Genomic DNA, 19,439 nt, shown 5'->3' with positions numbered 1-19,439 from the left:
ACTGGCCAGCCACTCGAAATCCACTAATCTGGGGTCATGGATGAAGAGAAGCGCATCACGCTCCGCCTGCCCGCCGACCTGCACGCGTGGCTGGCCGCTCAGGCCAGGTCCGCCCGCAGGTCCCTCAACTCCGAGATCGTCTACCGGCTGGAGCTTGAGCGCGACGCCGCCGTGGCCGACGTCGAATCACCCTGACGGCGATTCGACTTTCCCTGCCCTGCTCCGCAGGAGTCCGATTCCTCCCCGGCCTGAAGGCCGGGGCACCCCCGGAGGAACTAGGTGAGCCACTACCCGGGCCCGGGCGCGGGCCCCGCCGGCCCCACCGTGTACGACCCGATGACCCTCCCGGTCGACGACAACGTCAACCACTACACCTTCTGTGTGGAGCTGAAGGGGAGCCAGTGGTTCCTCCAGAAGGGGAAGATGATCGCCTACTACGGCTCGATCGACTTCAACGGCATCGGGCACGGCCGGCTGGACCGGCTGGTGCGCACCTCGTTCCATTCGCCTCTGCACGCGAGCGACTGGGTCGTGGCGGAGGGCTCGGGCAAGATGCTCCTCGCCGACCGGGCCTTCGATGTGAATTCGTACGACCTGGACGACGGCAACCTGACCATTCGCTCGGGCAATCTGCTCGCTTTTCAGCCAACTCTGTCCCTCAAGCAGTCGATCGTGCCGGGATTTCTCACGCTGATCGGAACCGGAAAGTTCGTGGCCGCATCTAACGGCCCGGTGGTGTTCATGGAACCTCCCCTTCGGGTGGACCCCCAGGCGCTCGTCGGCTGGGCCGACTGCCCCTCCCCGTGCCATCACTACGACCACGGGTACATGACGGGTGTCATGGGCGGTCTACGTGCACTGACGGGCCTCGGCGGGGCCTCCGGGGAGGAGCACCAGTTCGAGTTCGTCGGCGCCGGCACGGTGCTGCTGCAGTCGACCGAGACCCTCATGGCGGAGCAGGCCACGGGGGCCGTTCCGCATGAGCCGGGAGTGCCCGGCGGGGGCGGAATGCCAGGTGTCCCGGGTGGGCACGGCGGTCAGAGCGGCGTACCGCGCCTTCCCGGACAGCTGGGTGACCTCCAGCGTCGCTTCGGGCTGTGAGCGGTAGTCTGCGGAGTGTGACATCGAACGCGTGCGCACCGTCACACCACCCTCACTAGTTCGCCTTTCAACATTTTAGGTAGACTTCACATATGGAGACCGAAACGGCCACACGCTGGCTGACCGAAGCGGAGCAGTGTGCCTGGCGCACCCACCTGGAGGTCAACAGGCTGTTGACGTACCAGCTCGAGAAGGACCTGCAGCCGTTCGGCCTGACCATGAACGACTACGAGATCCTGGTGAACCTCTCCGAGTCGGAGGACGTCCGGATGCGGATGAGCGACCTCGCGTCCGCCACCCTCCAGTCCAAGAGCCGTCTCTCGCACCAGATCACCCGCATGGAGAACGCGAACCTGGTCCGGCGCGAGAACTGCGAGTCCGACCGCCGGGGGCTCTACGCGGTCCTGACCGAGCACGGCATGGAGACCATGATGAAGGTCGCCCCGCATCATGTGGCATCCGTGCGCCGGCACTTCATCGACCTGCTCTCCCCCGAGGCCCTCGTGGACCTCGACAAGTCCCTGAAGCCGATCGCGGAGCATCTGCGCGGCCAGCGGGGACGCCCGTAACCACGGACGCCCGTCACCACGCTTGGGCAACCGGCGGGCGGAGCCCGGACAGGGCTCCGCCCGCCGGCGTTCGTCCCCCTCGGGAAGGTCACGCGGGCACGCGACGGCCACCCCCGTAGGAGCGCAGGGTGACGGCCGCCGCCGTCGTCAGCACCACCGCGCCCGTCAGCGCGAAGCACCCCGCGACCGGCAGCCGCCCGGCCAGCGCGCCCGCGACCGCCGTACCGGCCGTGCTGCCCGCGTTGACGGCCGTGTTGACCCAGGCCCCGGCCCGCACCCGGGCCTCGGGCGCGGCGCTCTCGTCGGCCATCAGATAGCCGGTGGTGATCGTCGGCGACGCGAAGAACCCGACGGCCGCGACGGCCGCCCCGAGGGTGACGATCCCGGGGGCCAGTCCGGCGGCGCACAGGGTCAGCCCGAGGCCCGCCGTGAGCAGCGGGAGGCGTGCCCCGGGAGCGCCGCGCCAGGACACGGCGCCGTGCGCCAGCCCGCCGACCGCGCTGCCGGCCGACATCGCCGCCAGCAGCCAGGCCACGTGCGCACCGCCGTAGCCATGGCTCTCGGTGAACGCCACGATCAGCAGGTCGGCCACCCCGATCGCGAGCCCCACGGCCAGGGCGGCGGCCACCGGCCGCGCGAGCCGGCGCGGCCCGCCGCCTCCGCCGCGCCGCCCGGCCCCCTTCCCGGGCGGCACCGCCCGCACCGCGGGGGAGGTCACGAAGGCGGCCGTCCCCGCGCCCATCAGGACGGCGCCGAGGAGGATCCCGGCGGCCGGCGGGGCGAACCCGACCAGGACGCCGACCAGCAGGGGCCCGGTGACGAAGAGGAGTTCCTCGGCGACGCCGTCGAGGCTGTAGGCGCGCTGGAGCAGGTGCCGGTCGGGGGCCAGACGGCCCCACACCGCCCGCATGGTCGGCCCGAGCGGGGGACAGCAGGATCCGGCGGCCGCGGCGAGCGGGGCCAGGACGAGCGGGGAGGGGCGGGTGAGGCAGAGGGTCAGCAGGGCGAGGAGCGTGAGGTAGGCGGCGTTCATCGCGGGGAGCGCCCGGCGGGGGCCGTGCCGGTCGACGAGGGCCGCCCGGGCGGGCGACAGGAACACGGCGGTGCCGCCGAACAGGGCCATCACCCCGCCCGCGACGGTGTACGAGCCGCAGGCGCGGGTCACGGCGAGCATCACGGACAGCGGGACGATGCCGTACGACAGCCTGCCGAGCAGGGCGGCGGCGAAGGTGCGGCGGGCGTGCGGGAGGCGCAGCACGGCCGCGTAGGAATGCGACATGGGAGTTCCTCGAAGGAGGCGTGAGCGGGGACACCTGAGGGCCACCCGTCCCGTCGTGGGGGCGGTGGCTCGGTGCGCGCTCTATGCCTGGGCGAGGAACATGGGGGTCAACGTACCAGCGGGGGCGTCCGTATGACGAGGGCTCAGCTCCCGGTGAGGCCCGCGATCAGCTCGTCCGCCGCCCGGTGGGCGTCCAGTTCGCCCGCGACGATCCGCTCGGCCAGGGCGCCCAGGCGGCGGTCCCCGCGCAGGTCGCCGATGCGCCGGCGCAGGGTCGTGACGGCGATCGTCTCGACCTCGTGGGCGGCGCGGGCGCGACGGCGCTCGGTGAGGACGCCGTGCTCCTCCATCCAGGCGCGGTGCTTCTCCAGGGCCTCGACGACCTCGTCGACGCCCTCGGCGCGGGAGGCGACCGTCTTGACGATCGGCGGGCGCCAGTCCCCCGGCCTGCGGGACTCGCCGAGGCCCAGCATGTGGTTCAGTTCCCGGGCGGTGGCGTCCGCGCCGTCCCGGTCGGCCTTGTTGACCACGTACACGTCGCCGATCTCCAGGATCCCCGCCTTGGCCGCCTGGATGCCGTCGCCCATGCCGGGGGCGAGCAGGACGACGCTGGTGTCCGCCTGGGAGGCGATCTCGACCTCCGACTGGCCGACGCCGACCGTCTCGACCAGGATCACCTCGCAGCCCGCCGCGTCCAGCACCCGGATCGCCTGCGGGGCGGACCAGGCGAGGCCGCCCAGATGCCCCCGGGTGGCCATCGAGCGGATGTAGACACCGGGGTCGGAGGCGTGGTCGGACATCCGCACCCGGTCGCCGAGCAGGGCGCCGCCGGAGAACGGCGACGACGGGTCGACGGCGAGCACCCCGACCCGCCTGCCCTGTCTGCGGTACGCCGTCACCAGTGCGGACGTCGAGGTGGACTTGCCGACGCCCGGGGAGCCGGTGAGGCCGACGACATAGGCGTTGCCGGTGAGCGGGGCCAGGGCCGCCATGACCTCCCTCAGCTGCGGGGACGCCCCCTCCACCAGGGAGATCAGCCGGGCCACGGCTCGCGGCCTGCCTTCCCTGGCCTGGGCGACCAGCGAGGGGACGTCCTCCATCACAGCTCCGTTCACGAAGGGTCGTACGGCGGGCTCAGGCCTTGGGCACGCGCACGATCAGCGCGTCGCCCTGGCCGCCGCCGCCGCACAGCGCGGCCGCGCCGACACCGCCGCCGCGCCGCTTGAGCTCCAGGGCGAGGTGCAGCACGAGCCGGGCACCGGACATGCCGATCGGGTGACCGAGGGCGATCGCACCCCCGTTGACGTTCACCTTTTCCGTGGACACGCCGAGGTCCTTCATTGACTGGACCGCGACGGCGGCGAAGGCCTCGTTGATCTCGATGAGGTCGAGGTCCTCGACCGCCAGGCCCTCCTTCCGCAGGGCGTGCGCGATGGCGTTGGAGGGCTGGGACTGGAGCGAGTTGTCCGGGCCGGCCACATTGCCGTGGGCGCCGATCTCGGCGATCCAGGCGAGCCCCAGCTCCTCGGCCCTGGCCCTGCTCATCACGACGACGGCGGCTGCGCCGTCGGAGATCTGCGAGGACGTGCCCGCGGTGATCGTGCCGTCCCTGGTGAAGGCCGGGCGCAGCTTGCCCAGGGACTCCGCGGTGGTGTCGCCGCGGATGCCCTCGTCCTTGCTGAAGACCACCGGCTCGCCCTTGCGCTGCGGGATCTCGACCGGGGTGATCTCGGCCTCGAAGATCCCGTTCTTCTGCGCGGCGGCGGCCCGCTGGTGGGACAGGGCGGCGATCTCGTCCTGCTCGGGGCGCAGGATGCCGAGGCGCGTGTTGTGCTTCTCCGTGGACTCGCCCATGGCGATGTTCTCGAAGGCGTCCGTGAGACCGTCGTACGCCATCGCGTCGAGCATCTCGATCGCGCCGTACTTGTAGCCCTCGCGGGACTTCGGCAGCAGGTGGGGGGCGTTGGTCATGGACTCCTGGCCGCCCGCGACGACCACGTCGAACTCACCCGCGCGGATCAGCTGGTCGGCCAGCGCGATCGCGTCGAGGCCGGACAGACACACCTTGTTGATGGTGAGCGCCGGGACGTTCATCGGGATGCCGGCCTTGACGGCGGCCTGGCGGGCCGGGATCTGGCCCGCGCCGGCCTGGAGCACCTGGCCCATGATCACATACTGCACCTGGTCGCCGCCGATCCCGGCGCGGTCCAGGGCGGCCTTGATCGCGAAGCCGCCGAGGTCGGCTCCGGAGAAGGACTTCAGCGAGCCCAGCAGCCGTCCCATGGGCGTACGCGCGCCCGCGACGATCACCGAGGTCCTGCCGTTGGTTCCAGTCGATCCAGTCATGAGCTGCGATTCCCCTTACCGGCCTGCACTGGCCGAGGAGTGAACGAGGGTTTACTGCGAATGTACTGAGTGGCACTCCGTGCCGTCATCGGCCCTTCAGTGTGATCGCGCGCACGTTGCGTAACCACCTCCGCCGCGCTCCACTAACACCATGCTGACGCGAATCGACCACATCGGGATCGCCTGTCACGACCTCGACGCGACCGTCGAGTTCTACCGCTCCACGTACGGCTTCGAGGTGTTCCACTCCGAGGTCAACGAGGAGCAGGGTGTCCGGGAAGCCATGCTCAAGATCAACGACACCTCCGACGGCGGGGCCTCCTACCTGCAGCTTCTGGAGCCGACCCGCCCGGACTCCACCGTCGCCAAGTGGCTCGACAAGAACGGCGAGGGCGTCCACCACATCGCTTTCGGTACGGCGGATGTGGACGGAGAGGCCGAGGACATCCGCTCCAAGGGCGTACGCGTTCTGTACGAAGAGCCGCGACGCGGCTCCATGGGGTCACGAATCACCTTCCTGCACCCCAAGGATTGCCACGGAGTACTGACAGAACTGGTCACTTCGGCGCCTGTTGAGTCACCTGAGCACTGACCCTCGTACATATGGGCCGGTAGGGTTGGGGGCGGTCGTCGCTCCCACGCGGCGACCGGTCCTGCCGCCTTGGACGGCGGGACGTTGCCGGGGTCCGGGTTTCGGGGGACGAGCGTCGGGGCAGCAGCCCATGCTCCGTCGTTGATCTGACACCATTCCCCGGGGGCCCCGTTCGGCGGATGGACGGAGCTCGTTCGGGAAGCTTGCGACCAGGGACGGATGGGACCGCGCAGTGCGGGGCTACGAGAGCCAGGAGCGGGAACCGGCGGCTGACGTCGACCACCTCACACGGTTCGAAGCCGAGATGAAGCGGCTGAAGACCGAGCGTGAGAAGGCGATCCAGCATGCCGAGGACCTCGGCTACCAGGTCGAGGTGCTGCGCGCCAAGTTGCACGAGGCGCGCCGCACACTCATGTCCCGGCCGTCCTTCGACGGCGGCGACCTCGGGTACCAGGCCGAGCAGATGCTGCGCAACGCGCAGATGCAGGCCGACCAGTTGCGCCAGGACGCCGAGCGCGAGCTCAGCCAGGTCCGCGCGCAGACCCAGCGCATCCTCCAGGAGCACGCCGAACAGGCGGCCCGGCTCCAGGCGGAGCTGCACCAGGAGGCCGTCAGCCGGCGTCAGCAGCTCGACCAGGAGCTGGCGGAGCGCCGGCAGACCGTCGAGTCGCACGTCAACGAGAACGTGGCGTGGGCGGAGCAGCTGCGCGCCCGCTCCGAGGCCCAGGCCCGCCGTCTCCTGGACGAGGCGCGCGCCGAGGCCGAGCAGGCCATGGCCGCCGCCCGCGCCGAGGCCGAACGGGTGGCCGCGGAGGCCCGCCAGCGGCTCCAGGCCGACGCGGAGCAGACCCGCGCGGAGGCCGAGCAGCTCCTGCTGCGCGCCCGCACCGACGCCGAGCGGATGCTGAACGCCGCCTCCACCCAGGCCCAGGAGGCCACCGAGCACGCCGAGGCGCTGCGCAGCTCCACGGTGAACGAGTCGGACACGGCCCGCCGCCAGGCGGGTGAACTGAGCCGTGCCGCCGAGCAGCGGATGGCCGACGCCGAGGAGGCGCTGCGCAAGGCGCAGTCCGAGGCCGAGAAGGTCGTCGCCGAGGCCAAGGCCGCCGCCGAGAAGGCCCTCGCGAGCGCCGAGTCCACCAACGAGCAGCGCACCCGGACGGCGAAGGAGCAGGTCGCCCGGCTGGTCACCGAGGCCAGCCAGGAGGCCGAGACCACCAAGGCGGAGGCCGAGCAGGTCGTCGCCGACGCGCGCGCCGAGGCCGAGAAGATCGTCGCGGAGGCCTCCGAGAAGGCCCGCACGATCACCGCCGAGGAGAGCGCCACCCAGCTGTCGAAGGCGGCCAAGACCGCCGAGGACGTCCTCAACAAGGCGCAGGAGGACGCCCGGGGCACCACCAAGGCGGCCGCCGAGGAGGCCGAGCGGATCCGCCGGGAGGCGGAGAACGAGGCGGACCGGCTGCGCGCCGAGGCGCACGACATCGCCGAGCAGCTCAAGGGCTCCGCGAAGGACGACACCAAGGAGTACCGCGCCAAGACGGTCGAGCTCCAGGAGGAGGCCCGCCGGCTGCGCGGCGAGGCCGAGCAGCTGCGCTCCGACGCGGTCGCCGAGGGCGAGAAGATCCGTGCGGAGGCCCGCAGGGAGGCCGTCCAGCAGATCGAGGAGGCCGCCCGGTCGGCCGAGGAGCTGCTGTCCAAGGCGAAGGCCGACGCGGACGAGCTGCGCCAGAAGGCCACGGCGGACAGCGAGAAGGTCCGCACCGAGGCCATCGAGCGCGCCACCGCCCTGCGCCGGCAGGCCGAGGAGACCCTGGAGCGCACCCGCTCCGAGGCCGAGCGCTCCCGCGAGGAGGCGGTGGAGCTCGCCGAGACCATCACCTCCGGCGCCGAGCGTGCGGCGGAGGAGCTGCGCGCGGAGACCGAGCGCGCGGTCGAGGCCCGGCAGGCGGAGGCGGCCGAGGAGCTGACCCGGCTGCACACGGAGGCCGAGTCGCGGCTGGCGTCCGCCGAGCAGGCGCTGACGGACGCCCGTGAGGAGGCCGCGCGGATCCGCCGGGAGGCCGCCGAGGACACCGACCGGCTGCGCGGCGAGGCCGCCGAGCGGATCCGTACGCTCCAGCAGCAGGCCGCCGACGAGGCCGACCGGCTGCGCACCGAGGCCGCCGCCGACGCGTCCGCCTCGCGGGCCGAGGGCGAGGCCGTCGCCGTACGCCTGAGGTCGGAGGCCGCGGCCGAGGCCGAGCGGCTCAAGAACGAGGCGCAGGACACCGCCGACCGGGTGCGCGCGGAGGCCACGGCCGCCGCCGAGCGGCTGGCCGACGAGGCGACCGAGACGCTGGACGCCGCCCAGGAGGAGGCCGTCCGCCGGCGCCGCGAGGCCGAGGAACTCCTCGGCTCCGCCCGTCAGGAGGCCGACCAGGAGCGCGAGCGGGCCCGGGCGCAGTCCGAGGAGCTGCTGGCGTCGGCGCGCAACCGCGTGGAGGAGGCGCAGACCGAGGCGGTCCGGCTGGTCGAGGAGGCCGACCGGCGCTCCGCCGAGATGGTCGGCGCGGCCGAACTCCACGCCCAGCAGGTACGGGACTCCGTGGCCGGGCTGCACGAGCAGGCCCAGGAGGAGATCAACGGGCTGCGCTCGGCCGCCGAGCACGCCGCGGACCGTACCCGGCGCGAGGCCGAGGAGGAGGCGGACCGGGTCCGCTCCGACGCCTACGCCGAGCGGGAGCGGGCCAGCGAGGACGCGAGCCGGATCCGCCGCGAGGCCGCCGCGGCCTCCGAGGCCGCGCAGGAGCTGGCCGAGCGGACCGTCGGCGAGGCGATCGCGGAGGCCGAGCGGCTGCGGACGGAGGCCTCGGCGTACGCCCAGCGGGTGCGCACGGAGGCCTCGGACGCGCTGGCGGAGGCCGACCAGGCCGCGGCCCGCACCCGGGCCGAAGCCCGCGAGGACGCCAACCGCATCCGGTCGGACGCGGCGACCCAGGCCGACACCCTCATCACCGAGGCCCGCAACGAGGCCGAGCGGCTCCAGACGGAGACCATCGCCGAGGCGGAGCGGCTGACGGCCGACACGGCCGCGGAGGCCGAGCGGGTCCGTGCCGAGTCCGTCGCCAGGGCGGAGAAGCTGATCCAGGACGCGAGCGGGGACGCGGAGCGGCTGCGGGCCGAGGCCGCCGAGACGGTGGGTTCGGCGCAGCAGGCCGCCGAGCGGATCCGTCTGGAGTCGGAGCGGGTCAAGGCACAGGCGGCGGCGGAGGCCGACCGCATGCTGAGCGTGGCCCGCGACGAGGCCGACGAGACGCTGGACGCCTCCCGCAAGGAGGCCAACAAGCGGCGCTCCGAGGCGGCCGAGCAGGTCGACACGCTGATCACGGAGACCACGGCCGAGGTCGACAAGCTGCTGGCGGAGGCTCAGGAGCAGGCGCTCCAGACCACCGCGGACGCCGAGACGCGGGCCGACTCGATGGTGGGCGCCGCCCGCGCCGAGGCCGACCGGCTGGTCTCCGAGGCGACACGCGAGGGCAACACCCGGGTGGAGAAGGCCCGTACGGACGCGGACGAGCTGCTCGTCGGCGCCCGCCGGGACGCCACCGCGATAAGGGAGCGCGCGGAGGAACTGCGCGACCGCATCACCGCCGAGATCGAGGCGCTGCACGAGCGGGCCCGCCGCGAGGCCGCCGAGACGATGAAGTCGACCGGCGACCGCTGCGACGCGCTGATCAAGGCGTCCGAGGAGCAGCTCGCCAAGGCGCAGGCCAAGGCGAAGGAGCTGGTGTCGGAGGCGAACTCCGAGGCCGGCAAGGTCCGGATCGCCGCGGTGAAGAAGGCGGAGGGCCTGCTGAAGGAGGCCGAGCAGAAGAAGTCGACGCTGATCCGGGAGGCCGAGGAGCTCAAGGCCGAGGCGATCCGCGAGGCGCGGCTCACGGTCGAGGAGGGCAAGCGGGAGCTGGAGGTCCTGGTGCGGCGGCGCGAGGACATCAACGCCGAGATCTCCCGGGTCCAGGACGTGCTGGAGGCGCTGGAGTCCTTCGAGATCCCGTCCGCGAACAAGGACGGGAGCGTCCGGGCGGGCGCGAGCATCGGCGCGCCACGATCGGGTGGGAAAGCCACTGACGGCTAGCAGAATGTGTGGATTGCGTTAAAGTCTGCTCCCTTACCCCGAGTTTTTGGCAAGGGGTGTGGGGTTCAGCCACCCAAAAGGGGTGTCATTCCTCAGATCAAACACGCATACGCTCGATGACACAGCGCTCTGGCCCCTAGGATTCCACCTATCACCTCACCGGTCTCATTCGACAGGAACCCCATGAGCGACACTTCCCCCTACGGCTTCGAGCTAGTGCGGCGTGGGTACGACCGCGCTCAGGTGGACGAACGGATCTCCAAGCTCGTCTCCGACCGTGACAGCGCTCTCGCCCGCATCACCGCTCTGGAAAAGCGCATCGAGGAGCTCCACCTCGAGACCCAGAACGCCCAGGCCCAGGTCACCGACGCCGAGCCGTCGTACGCCGGGCTCGGCGCGCGGGTCGAGAAGATCCTCCGCCTCGCCGAGGAAGAGGCCAAGGATCTGCGTGAGGAGGCCCGTCGCGCGTCCGAGCAGCACCGCGAGCTCGCCGAGTCGGCGGCCCAGCAGGTGCGCAACGACGCAGAATCGTTCGCTGCGGACCGCAAGGCCAAGGCGGAGGACGAGGGCGTCCGGATCGTCGAGAAGGCCAAGAGCGACGCGTCGCAGCTGCGCCAGGAGGCCCAGAAGGACGCGCAGTCGAAGCGCGAGGAGGCGGACGCCCTCTTCGAGGAGACCCGCGCCAAGGCCGCCCAGGCCGCCGCCGACTTCGAGACCAACCTGGCCAAGCGCCGCGAGCAGTCCGAGCGTGACCTGGCGTCCCGTCAGCAGAAGGCGGAGAAGCGGCTCGCGGAGATCGAGCACCGCGCGGAGCAGCTGCGCCTGGAGGCGGAGAAGCTGCGCACGGACGCCGAGCGCCGCGCCCGCCAGACCGTCGAGACGGCACAGCGCCAGGCCGAGGACATCGTGGCCGACGCCAACGCCAAGGCGGACCGGATCCGTTCGGAATCCGAGCGCGAGCTGGCGGCCCTCACCAACCGTCGCGACAGCATCAACGCCCAGCTGACGAACGTCCGCGAGATGCTCGCCACGCTGACCGGCGCCGCGGTGGCCGCGGCCGGCGCCCCGGTCACGGACGACGAGCCGATCTCCCGCGGAGTGCCGGCGCAGCAGTCCCGGTAACCCTCGGGGTACACCGGCCGAACGTCGGACGAAGCCCGTTGCCAGCGGTGGCAGCGGGCTTCGTGGCGTTCCGGCGCGGCCGGCCTGCGGAAACGAGATGCGTGAACCTCTGGGCTTTACTTTCATTTGAGCGGAACCGTCAGCGCCTCGCTAAGCTCCTAACCCTTACGGGGGCGTGTGCCCCGCTGTCCTGAACCTGTCGATGGGTGCGGAGCATGATCGAAGCAGTCGGCCTGACCAAGCGCTACGGCGACAAGACCGCTGTGTACAACCTTTCCTTCCAGGTACGGCCGGGTGCCGTCACCGGCTTCCTCGGGCCGAACGGCTCGGGCAAGTCGACGACCATGCGGATGATCCTCGGCCTGGACAACCCCACCTCGGGGACGGTCACGATCGGCGGCTACCCGTACCGCAGGCTGCCGAACGCGGCCCGCCAGGTGGGTGCGCTGCTCGACGCCAAGGCCGTGCACGGGGGCCGGTCCGCGCGCAACCACCTGCTGTCCCTGGCCCAGCTGTCGGGCATCCCCGCCCGCCGGGTGGACGAGGTGCTCGGCGTGGTCGGGCTCCAGGACGTGGCGAAGCGGCGGTCCAAGGGCTTCTCCCTCGGTATGGGGCAGCGGCTCGGGATCGCGGCGGCGCTGCTCGGCGATCCGCAGGTGCTGCTGTTCGACGAGCCGGTCAACGGCCTCGACCCCGAGGGCATCCTCTGGGTGCGCAACCTGATGAAGTCCCTCGCGGCGGAGGGCCGCACGGTCTTCGTCTCCTCGCACCTGATGAGCGAGATGGCGCTGACCGCGGACCATCTGATCGTGATCGGACGCGGTCAGCTGCTGTCCGACATGAGCGTGAAGGACTTCATCTCGGCCAACTCGGCCGACTTCGCGCGCGTCCGCACCCCGCAGACCGAGCCGCAGCTCCGCGAGAAGCTCGCGGGGGCGCTGTCGGCGGCGGGCGGCCATGTCCTGCCCGAGCAGGACGGCGCCCTGCGCGTGACCGGACTGGCGCTGCCGCAGATCAGCGACATCGCCCACGACACGGACGTACGCCTGTGGGAGCTGTCGCCGCACCAGGCCTCGCTGGAGGAGGCGTACATGCGGATGACGCAGGGCGCCGTCGACTACCGCTCGACGACCGACCAGAAGGCCGGCCTCCAGCAGCCCCTGCCGCCCGGTGCCACACCGCCCATGCCGGTACCCGGCCAGGGCCAGCCCGGCTGGTACGCGCCACCGCCCCCGCAGCACGGCTACGCCCCACCACAGCCCGCCCAGCCGTACGGCACCGGCTACGGCGCCCCGGTCGCACCCCCGGCCCCGAACGGCGCCAACCCGTACGCCCAGGCTCCCGCGCCGTCGGCCACGCCGCAGCCCCCGGCCGCGAGCCCGGTACCGCCCGCGGCGCCCCCGGCGCCCGCGAGCCCTGCCCAGCCCGCGGCTCCGGTGCCCGCCGCGGCGCCCTCCCCCGCGTCGGACGCCCCGCAGGGCCAGGCGGCGGCCGCTCCCGCTTCGCTTGCGAAGGCCCCCGTCTCCGATGCCGCCCCGACGACTCAGCCCGAGGACGCCCGATGAGCACCCCGCAGCACCCGTCCCCGCAGGCCGCCGCGCCCGGCTGGCAGGGGGCGCCCGGTCCCTCGTACGCCGTCCCGGGCTACACCTCGCCGATTCCCGTCGTGCGGACGCACCTCGGGCACGCCATCGCCTCCGAGTGGACGAAGATCCGGTCGGTGCGGTCGACGATGTGGACGCTCGGGGTGTTCGTGCTCCTCGTCGTCGGCATCGGGATGATGGTCGCCCTGATCGTCGACGCGAACGCCTCCGAGGGCGACCTCGCGGGCGAGAGCCCGCTGTCGTTCGGCTTCTTCGGCGTGCTCCTGGGCAGTATGCCGATCATCACGCTCGGTGTGCTCACCACCGCCTCCGAGTACGGCACCGGCATGATCCGCACCACGATGGTCGCCTGCCCCTCGCGCGGCCGGGTCCTCGCGGCGAAGGGCATCGTGTTCTTCGCGATCGCGTTCGTCGTGACCCTGGTCTCCACGGGGTTCGTCGCCATGGTGGACGCGGCCCTGTTCACCGGCGCGCGGGAGCCCTCGGCCGGTGAGTGGCTGAAGACCACCGTCGGCGTGTCCCTCTACATCGCGCTGCTGGGGCTGCTGTCCCTGGCCGTCGGCTCGATCATCCGCCACTCGGCGGGCGCCATCACCATCATGATCGGCCTGCTGCTGGCCCCGCTGGTCATCGCGATCTTCATGTTCGCCGAGTCCCTCCAGAAGCTCCGCGAGGCCCTGTTCGAGTACTCGATCCCCAGCCAGCTCGGCGTCTGGTACTCCACCCAGCTCAGCGAGACCGGCCCCTCCGGCTGGGACCCGCTGTGGATCGCGCTCGGCGTCACGGCCGCCGCGTTCGCCGGCGCCTTCGCCCTGCTGGAGAAGCGGGACGTGTAGACCCGCACGGAGGCACCCTCAGAAGCGAGGCGCGTGACGAGACCGCTGCACCCCCGGGTTGCGGCGGTCTCGCGCGTTCCAGCAGGCCTTGTGCCAGTGCCGGCGGTCGTCGACGCCCGCGTGCTCGGGCCAGGCGACCACATGCGGCACCCCGTCCGGGATCATCTGGTCGCAGCCGGGGCACCGGTAGCTCTTGCCCTGCGCGCTCGCGCCGGCCACATGCCGTACGTTCCACTCCTCGCCCTGCCAGCTCACCGAGGACTGCCAGCCGCCGTACCGGCTCGCGCGGTCGTCCTCCGCGCTCCGGCCGGACGAGCCGGACGCGCCGGACGGATCGGCACCCTTGGGTCGGTTGCGACGCGGGGACACGGAACACCTCACGGGGCTATACAGGAAGCTGGGTTCCCGTCCAGCCTACGCGGCGCCGACAGGGGTACCCGGAAGGGACCGATCCCCACAAGTCCCCCTACCTGACACCCCATTCTGCAGACAATCGGCAAATCTCTCCGCCAGGCCGTGTCCTCGGCACGTGTCAGACGGTTATGCCGGGTGGGGGAGCTCCGTGTCGGAGCCAAGGAAGCAGGAAAGTCCATGCGCGTTGGTAGTTTCGTGTTGGGTGCCCAGTTCCCCGGGCAGGGCCAGGGAGAGGCACTGCATCGCGCGGTCCGCTCCGCCGAGGTCGCCGAGGAGTCGGGCCTTGACTCGGTCTGGCTGGCCGAGCACCACTTCGTGCCGTACGGCACCTGCCCGTCGGCGGTCACACTCGCCGCGCTGCTGCTGGGCCGCACCCGGCGCATCCGGGTCGGTACGGCGGTGAGCGTCCTGCCCACCGTCCACCCCGTCGCCCTCGGCGAACAGGCCGCGCTGCTGCATCTGACGAGCGGCGGCCGGTTCTCGCTGGGCGTCGGCCGCGGCGGGCCCTGGATCGATCTGGAGGTCTTCGGATCGGGCCTCGCGGCGTACGAGAAGGGGTTCCCGGAATCACTCGATCTGCTGGTGCGCTGGCTGCGCGAGCCGTCCGTGGGAGCCGAGGGCGAGCGCTTCCGCTTCCGTGAAGTCCCCGTCGTGCCCCGCCCGTCGGAGGCGCTGACGGACACCGGCGGCCCGGAGGTGATCGTGGCGTGCACCTCGCCGGCGAGTGTGCGGCTGGCCGCCGAGCGCGGACTGCCGATGCTGCTCGGGATGCACGTCGGGGACGAGGAGAAGGCGGAGATGGTCGCCCTGTGGCGGCAGCACGCGCGCGCGGCGGGGCGCTCCGGCGACGAGATCCGGGCCGCGGCCCATGTCTCGGCGGGCGTCTGCCAGCTCGCGGACCGGCGCACGGACGCGGTGGAGACCCTCGTGAAGGCGATGCCGGGCTGGCTGCGGCAGGGGCTCGACGCCCATGTGACGGTGGACGGCCGCCCCCGCTCCATGCGGGACCCGGTGGCGTACACCGAACTGCTCTGCGGGCTGCACCCGGTGGGCACCCCACGGCTGTGCGCCGACCGTCTCGCGGCGACCTGCGAACGGACCGGCATCTCGCGCTTCGCCCTGCTCGTGGAGGGCTCGGGCGACCTGGCGGCCACGGAGGAGAACGTCCGGCGGCTGGGCGCGGAGGTGCTCCCCCACCTCCGCTGAACGGGGCGGGACGGCCGGGAGCTTGCCGCTCCGGTACTGATCGCACCTCCTGCGTGCGGAGCGGCAAGCAACAGGCTCACACCGATGCCTCAGCAGTCCCGGAACTCCGGCGACTGGTTCAGCACCTGGCTGCGCACCGAGGTGAAGCGGGCGAGCTTCTCGTCGACAGCCGCGTCCAACGGGAACACCGCCACCCGGTGGCAGTTCTGGAAGGCCAGCCGGACACCGAAGTGCCGCTGCAGGGCGCCGCGTATGGCGTCACTCGCGAGCGCGCGCAGCAGCTGCCCGCGGGCCTGCTCGTCCGGCGGGGGCGTCTGGTTGTCGGCGAAGGCTCCGCCGTCCACCTTCAGCTGGGCCACCAGGGAGCTGATCATCTCCCATGCGTAGGGCAGGGAGGTCCGGACGCAGTCGACGAATGCAGCTTCGTCGACCTCGCCTCGCTCGGCCTGTTCGAGTAGGGCCGGTGAGACGTCGAGCGACATGGGTTCTCCTCTCGCACCCCTAAGAGAGCAGGGGTTGCCGGACAGGGCACGGGAGTTCGCCATGCCAAAACACCGCAACGCTGAGTACACGCATCGCGACCTCCCGTTTACTACGGTAGGCAACTGACCGTGACGGCACCAGGAGAATGGGCACATAGGCGGTCCCTGCGGGGCACACAATCGGCCAGAGTCGGCCGTAGTCCGAACGATCGTTTTCCAGGGCGAATCGCGTGGGGCCCGAGGTGTCGGATAGCGTTGCCGACCATGCGTCTCGTCATCGCCCGGTGCTCCGTCGACTACGCCGGCCGGCTCACCGCCCATCTCCCCTCCGCCCCCCGTCTCATCCTGGTGAAGGCGGACGGCAGCGTCTCGATCCACGCGGACGACCGGGCCTACAAGCCCCTGAACTGGATGTCGCCGCCCTGCACGCTCAAGGAGGACACCGGAGACTCCGACGGCGTGGCGGGCGTCTGGACCGTCGTCAACAAGGGCGGAGAGAAGCTCATCATCACGATGGAGGAGATCCTCCACGACTCGTCGCACGAACTGGGCGTCGATCCGGGCCTGATCAAGGACGGCGTGGAAGCGCACCTCCAGGAACTGCTCGCCGACCGCATCGAGACCCTCGGCGAGGGGTACACCCTCATCCGCCGCGAGTACATGACGGCCATCGGCCCGGTCGACATCCTGTGCCGGGACGCGGCGGGGCAGACCGTCGCGGTCGAGATCAAACGGCGCGGCGAGATCGACGGCGTGGAGCAACTCACCCGCTATCTGGAGCTGTTGAACCGCGACCCCCATCTCGCCCCGGTCCGCGGCATCTTCGCCGCGCAGGAGATCAAGCCCCAGGCCCGCGTCCTCGCCACCGACCGCGGCATCGGCTGCCAGGTCCTGGACTACGACGCCCTGCGCGGCATCGAGGACGACAAGCTGCGGCTGTTCTGAGCGGCGGTTCCGAGCGGCGGTTCCGACTCCGGTACGACGACGAGGGCCGGGTTCCTGGGGAGGAACCCGGCCCTCCGGCGTGCCCGGGGGTGTCTCAGATCACCGGGTCCGACGCGCTCGCGCCGCCGCTCCGGGAGGAGCTGGCGGAGCTGGCGGAGCTGATCGGGGCGGAGGAGGCGGTGCCGCTGGCCGAGGTCGAGGCGCTGTCGCTGGGCTCGGGGTCCGGGGACACGCTGACGGTCGGCGAGGGCGACGAGGAGCTGCCACCGGTGCCGGACGACGTCGGGCTCGGCGATGTGGAGTGCGAGGGCCTCGGGGACTGGTGCGACGAACTGCTGCTGGGCGTCGGCGACGACCCTCCGGTGTCCGACCCCGTCGAGCCGCTCTCCCCGTCCGTGGGCGACGCCGACTCCGACGGTGTCGGATCGTCCGAGGTCCCCATCGTCCCGTCCGGCCCCGGGTCCGTGGGCCGGCTGGTCGCCGTGCCCGTGTCGCCGGTGCCGGTGTCGGCGCCGGGGGTGTCGGAGTCGAGGCCGCCGGCGTCGGGGCCGGTGCTGGCGGAGGGGTTGACGCCGCCGCGGTCGGCGGGGTCGCCCGCGTCGTTGTTGGAGGTCGCCCCGAGCGTGACGACCGTACCGAGGACGGCGACGAGGAGCGCGCCCGCGCCGGCCGCGACGAGGTTGCGCTTGGCCAGGCCCTTGAGGCCGCCCCTGCGCTGCTGGAACGCGGCCGGGGCGGGCGGCGGGGTCACCGCGCGGTGGACGACGGTCCGCGCCTCCGGCGGGTAGGTCGGCAGCGCCGCCTGGATGCCGCGCGGCGGGGACACGGGCTCCTCGGGGCGGGCGTCGGCCACCTCCTCGCCGACCGTCGCGGCGGCGAGGCCCGGGACGTCCCCGGAGGCGTCGGCGACGAGGGCGAGGGCGCGCCGGCCGGCGACGGTGCCGCGCTTGTCGGTGAGGGCGCCGCGCAGCCCGAGGGAGGCCTCGAGTTCGGAGCGGGCCCGGTCGAGGTCCCCGGCGCACAGGGCGAGGACGCCGAGTTCGTGGTGGAAGTAGGCGCGGTCGGCGGACTCCCCGGCGAGCCGGGCGGCCTCGGCGCCCTCGTGCAGGGCGCTTTCCCAGGCGCTCCAGTGCAGTCCGGCGGCGAACGCGGGCGCGGCGGCGCGGGCGAGCAGGACCGCGGTGGCCTCCTCGTCCTCGGCGGGCGGGGTCGTCGAGGGCACCACGAGGGCGAGGGCGGTGAGGACGGCGTCCGCCTCGGCGCAGACCCGTTCGGGGGTGACCGAGGGGTGCCCGGCCCACCAGGCGTAGTGCTGGGCGGCGGCCGCGGCGCGGGCCTCGATGTCGTCGTCGTATCCGGCGGCCTCCAGCTGGGTCTGGATGCCGGCGGCGAGCCGGTAGCGGACGCCGACCGGGGAGACGAGTCCGCAGGCGACGAGTTCGCCGAGGGCGGCGTCGGCGTGGGTGTCGCCGATGAGGGCGGGCAGATGGGCCTGGTGCGGGACCTCGCCGTCGAGGGCGACGGCGAAGCGCAGGGTGGCGCGGGCGGAGGCGCTGAGGCGGGCGGCGAGCAGCGGGGCGGGCGCGGCGGCCTCGCCGAGGGAGGGCAGCGGTATCTCCTCGGCGTCACCGGCCCCGGCGTCGACGGGCGCGGCGAGCGGGCGGGCGTCCTCGAACACGCCGAACGCGTCCACGGCGTCCACGTCGGCGCGGAGCTGGTCGCGCTGGCGCAGCAGGGCGCCGGCCTGGACGAAGCGCAGCGGCAGGCCCTCGGACTCGAACCAGAGGTCGCCGGCCCAGTTGGCCTCCTCCTCGGTGAGGGTGCGGCCCACGGCGCGCTCGATGACGTCCACGCCGCCGGCCCGGTCGAGGCCGCTGAGGACGACCTCCTCGACGGCGGAGTCGGCGGAGGGCGGCGGGGTGTCGGGGGTGGCGCCGAGCAGGAAGGCGCACTCGGGGGTGGCGTCCAGGAGTTCGTCGAGGAGCGCGCCGCCGAAGCCGAGGTCGTCGACGACCACGACCGCGCCGATCTCCCGGAGGAGGGTGCGCAGTTCCTCGGGGTCGGGACGGTGCAGGTCGGCGTCGTGGACGGTGTGGAAGAGGTCGTGGAGGAGTTCGGCCGGGGTGCGGCGGTAGCCGGAGAGACGGACGACGCCGTCGGGGGCGAGGTCCTCGCAGTCCTCGGCGACCAGGTCGAGGAGGCTGGTGCGGCCGGAGCCGGAGGGTCCGGTGAGGCGGACCGAGCGGCCGCGGGCGAGCAGGCGGACGAGCTGTTCGCGTTCGTCCTGGCGGCCGAGCAGGGGCTGTTCGGGACGGGCGGGGCCGGCCGGGGCGGGCGGCCGGGCGGCGAGCTCGTCGTACTCGGCGCGCTCTTCGGCGGACCGCTTGGCGGGGCGGCCGGGCCGCTCGGTGGGCGGGCAGAGTTCTATCTCGCTGCCGTCCACGGGGTTGACCGTGAGCAGATGCTCGCCGGCGATCACCCGGACCGTGCGGGCGGGTCCGGGGGTGTGCGCGCCGAAGTCGGGTGTGAGGGGGTCCCTGGGCGGGCGGGGGCGCGGCGCGTGGCCGTCGCCCTCGTGACCGTACTCCTCGGGCCCCTGGTTCGTCGGGTCCATGGGTTATAGCCCCCCAAGAGCGTCGTGTGGCGGTAGCCCCTCCCGGCCTCGCTGCACACTGCGCTGTCGCTTCTGGTCCGGTGCCCGCTCGGTAGAGGGCCGAGGGCGGCGGGCAGACGAACCGTAAACCTTCGCACAGTATCTACGACAGCCCGGGGTGCCGCGCGGTCCGAGACGTCACAGTCCGGTGAGGATTGGTGCCCGCCGTACGTTTC

General features: G+C 72.6%; 16 protein-coding genes. 10 read left to right on the top strand and 6 right to left on the bottom strand.

The annotated features are described in order from the left end of the window. Positions 1 to 36 precede the first annotated feature (36 nt). From AQJ64_RS47200 to AQJ64_RS41525, 3 genes are all read left to right on the top strand, one after another. A complete protein-coding gene (locus tag AQJ64_RS47200; RefSeq protein ID WP_079062251.1) occupies positions 37 to 195 on the top strand; it encodes an Arc family DNA-binding protein in 159 nt (52 codons plus the stop codon). A 141-nt stretch (positions 196 to 336) separates the two neighbouring features. After that, on the top strand, positions 337 to 1,101 hold the full coding sequence (locus AQJ64_RS41530) for an AIM24 family protein (RefSeq protein ID WP_099054002.1): 765 nt from the start codon (positions 337 to 339) through the stop codon (positions 1,099 to 1,101). Positions 1,102 to 1,193: 92 nt separating this feature from the next. Beyond that, positions 1,194 to 1,670, top strand: coding sequence for a MarR family winged helix-turn-helix transcriptional regulator (locus tag AQJ64_RS41525; protein WP_055635095.1), 477 nt, complete (start codon positions 1,194 to 1,196; stop codon positions 1,668 to 1,670). Between the two features lie 88 nt (positions 1,671 to 1,758). Here AQJ64_RS41525 and AQJ64_RS41520 read toward each other — a convergent pair whose 3' ends face one another. From AQJ64_RS41520 to AQJ64_RS41510, 3 genes are all read right to left on the bottom strand, one after another. Further along, on the bottom strand, positions 1,759 to 2,949 hold the full coding sequence (locus tag AQJ64_RS41520) for an MFS transporter (RefSeq protein WP_055635094.1): 1,191 nt from the start codon (positions 2,947 to 2,949) through the stop codon (positions 1,759 to 1,761). A gap of 143 nt (positions 2,950 to 3,092) precedes the next feature. Beyond that, on the bottom strand, positions 3,093 to 4,049 hold the full coding sequence (gene meaB, locus AQJ64_RS41515; protein ID WP_055635093.1) for a methylmalonyl Co-A mutase-associated GTPase MeaB: 957 nt from the start codon (positions 4,047 to 4,049) through the stop codon (positions 3,093 to 3,095). Positions 4,050 to 4,083: 34 nt separating this feature from the next. After that, positions 4,084 to 5,295, bottom strand: coding sequence for an acetyl-CoA C-acetyltransferase (locus AQJ64_RS41510; protein WP_079062250.1), 1,212 nt, complete (start codon positions 5,293 to 5,295; stop codon positions 4,084 to 4,086). Between the two features lie 151 nt (positions 5,296 to 5,446). Between AQJ64_RS41510 and mce the strand changes: the two genes are divergently transcribed. From mce to AQJ64_RS41485, 5 genes are all read left to right on the top strand, one after another. Then, the gene (mce, locus tag AQJ64_RS41505; protein WP_055635091.1) at positions 5,447 to 5,887 is read left to right on the top strand and encodes a methylmalonyl-CoA epimerase; all 441 of its coding nucleotides are present in this window, start codon (positions 5,447 to 5,449) and stop codon (positions 5,885 to 5,887) included. Positions 5,888 to 6,119: 232 nt separating this feature from the next. Further along, positions 6,120 to 10,001, top strand: a complete 3,882-nt coding sequence (scy, locus tag AQJ64_RS41500) for a polarized growth protein Scy (RefSeq protein WP_055635090.1) — start codon at positions 6,120 to 6,122, stop codon at positions 9,999 to 10,001. 183 nt (positions 10,002 to 10,184) lie between these two features. Then, positions 10,185 to 11,123, top strand: a complete 939-nt coding sequence (locus tag AQJ64_RS41495) for a coiled-coil domain-containing protein (RefSeq protein WP_055635089.1) — start codon at positions 10,185 to 10,187, stop codon at positions 11,121 to 11,123. Positions 11,124 to 11,338: 215 nt separating this feature from the next. After that, the gene (locus tag AQJ64_RS41490) at positions 11,339 to 12,688 is read left to right on the top strand and encodes an ATP-binding cassette domain-containing protein (RefSeq protein WP_059203483.1); all 1,350 of its coding nucleotides are present in this window, start codon (positions 11,339 to 11,341) and stop codon (positions 12,686 to 12,688) included. Further along, positions 12,685 to 13,563 carry an ABC-2 transporter permease gene (locus tag AQJ64_RS41485; RefSeq protein ID WP_055637352.1) on the top strand — a complete coding sequence of 293 codons (879 nt, stop codon included), beginning with the start codon at positions 12,685 to 12,687 and terminating at the stop codon, positions 13,561 to 13,563. The genes AQJ64_RS41490 and AQJ64_RS41485 overlap by 4 nt, the downstream gene beginning before the upstream one ends. Before the next feature lie 18 nt (positions 13,564 to 13,581). On the opposite strand, the gene AQJ64_RS41480 is transcribed toward AQJ64_RS41485, so the two are convergent. Next, a complete protein-coding gene (locus AQJ64_RS41480; protein WP_055637353.1) occupies positions 13,582 to 13,932 on the bottom strand; it encodes a hypothetical protein in 351 nt (116 codons plus the stop codon). A 222-nt stretch (positions 13,933 to 14,154) separates the two neighbouring features. On the opposite strand from AQJ64_RS41480, the gene AQJ64_RS41475 reads away from it, so the two are divergent. Continuing rightward, entirely contained in the window at positions 14,155 to 15,183 is a 1,029-nt protein-coding gene (locus AQJ64_RS41475) for an LLM class flavin-dependent oxidoreductase (protein WP_055637354.1), read from the top strand. A gap of 89 nt (positions 15,184 to 15,272) precedes the next feature. On the opposite strand, the gene AQJ64_RS41470 is transcribed toward AQJ64_RS41475, so the two are convergent. Further along, entirely contained in the window at positions 15,273 to 15,665 is a 393-nt protein-coding gene (locus tag AQJ64_RS41470) for an SCO5389 family protein (RefSeq protein WP_055637355.1), read from the bottom strand. Between the two features lie 264 nt (positions 15,666 to 15,929). On the opposite strand from AQJ64_RS41470, the gene nucS reads away from it, so the two are divergent. Then, positions 15,930 to 16,610, top strand: a complete 681-nt coding sequence (nucS, locus tag AQJ64_RS41465; protein ID WP_055637356.1) for an endonuclease NucS — start codon at positions 15,930 to 15,932, stop codon at positions 16,608 to 16,610. Between the two features lie 94 nt (positions 16,611 to 16,704). Here nucS and AQJ64_RS41460 read toward each other — a convergent pair whose 3' ends face one another. Beyond that, complete coding sequence (locus tag AQJ64_RS41460; RefSeq protein WP_059203482.1) at positions 16,705 to 19,224, bottom strand: ATP-binding protein; 2,520 nt, start codon at positions 19,222 to 19,224, stop codon at positions 16,705 to 16,707. Positions 19,225 to 19,439 lie beyond the last annotated feature (215 nt).

This window comes from Streptomyces griseoruber, from assembly GCF_001514205.1.
Classification (GTDB): Bacteria; Actinomycetota; Actinomycetes; order Streptomycetales; family Streptomycetaceae; genus Streptomyces; species Streptomyces griseoruber.
The sequence above is the reverse complement of the archived record's forward strand: the minus strand, read 5'-3'. Positions and strand labels throughout refer to the sequence as shown.

Coding starts and splice junctions, on each gene's coding strand:
- AQJ64_RS41470 (WP_055637355.1), bottom strand. CDS start 15,665: ATGTCGCTCGACGTCTCACCGGCCCTACTCGAACAGGCCGAGCGAGGC.
- AQJ64_RS41495 (WP_055635089.1), top strand. CDS start 10,185: ATGAGCGACACTTCCCCCTACGGCTTCGAGCTAGTGCGGCGTGGGTAC.
- AQJ64_RS41525 (WP_055635095.1), top strand. CDS start 1,194: ATGGAGACCGAAACGGCCACACGCTGGCTGACCGAAGCGGAGCAGTGT.
- AQJ64_RS47200 (WP_079062251.1), top strand. CDS start 37: ATGGATGAAGAGAAGCGCATCACGCTCCGCCTGCCCGCCGACCTGCAC.
- AQJ64_RS41520 (WP_055635094.1), bottom strand. CDS start 2,949: ATGTCGCATTCCTACGCGGCCGTGCTGCGCCTCCCGCACGCCCGCCGC.
- AQJ64_RS41485 (WP_055637352.1), top strand. CDS start 12,685: ATGAGCACCCCGCAGCACCCGTCCCCGCAGGCCGCCGCGCCCGGCTGG.
- AQJ64_RS41490 (WP_059203483.1), top strand. CDS start 11,339: ATGATCGAAGCAGTCGGCCTGACCAAGCGCTACGGCGACAAGACCGCT.
- mce (WP_055635091.1), top strand. CDS start 5,447: ATGCTGACGCGAATCGACCACATCGGGATCGCCTGTCACGACCTCGAC.
- meaB (WP_055635093.1), bottom strand. CDS start 4,049: ATGGAGGACGTCCCCTCGCTGGTCGCCCAGGCCAGGGAAGGCAGGCCG.
- AQJ64_RS41530 (WP_099054002.1), top strand. CDS start 337: ATGACCCTCCCGGTCGACGACAACGTCAACCACTACACCTTCTGTGTG.
- nucS (WP_055637356.1), top strand. CDS start 15,930: ATGCGTCTCGTCATCGCCCGGTGCTCCGTCGACTACGCCGGCCGGCTC.
- AQJ64_RS41460 (WP_059203482.1), bottom strand. CDS start 19,224: ATGGACCCGACGAACCAGGGGCCCGAGGAGTACGGTCACGAGGGCGAC.
- AQJ64_RS41510 (WP_079062250.1), bottom strand. CDS start 5,295: ATGACTGGATCGACTGGAACCAACGGCAGGACCTCGGTGATCGTCGCG.
- AQJ64_RS41475 (WP_055637354.1), top strand. CDS start 14,155: ATGCGCGTTGGTAGTTTCGTGTTGGGTGCCCAGTTCCCCGGGCAGGGC.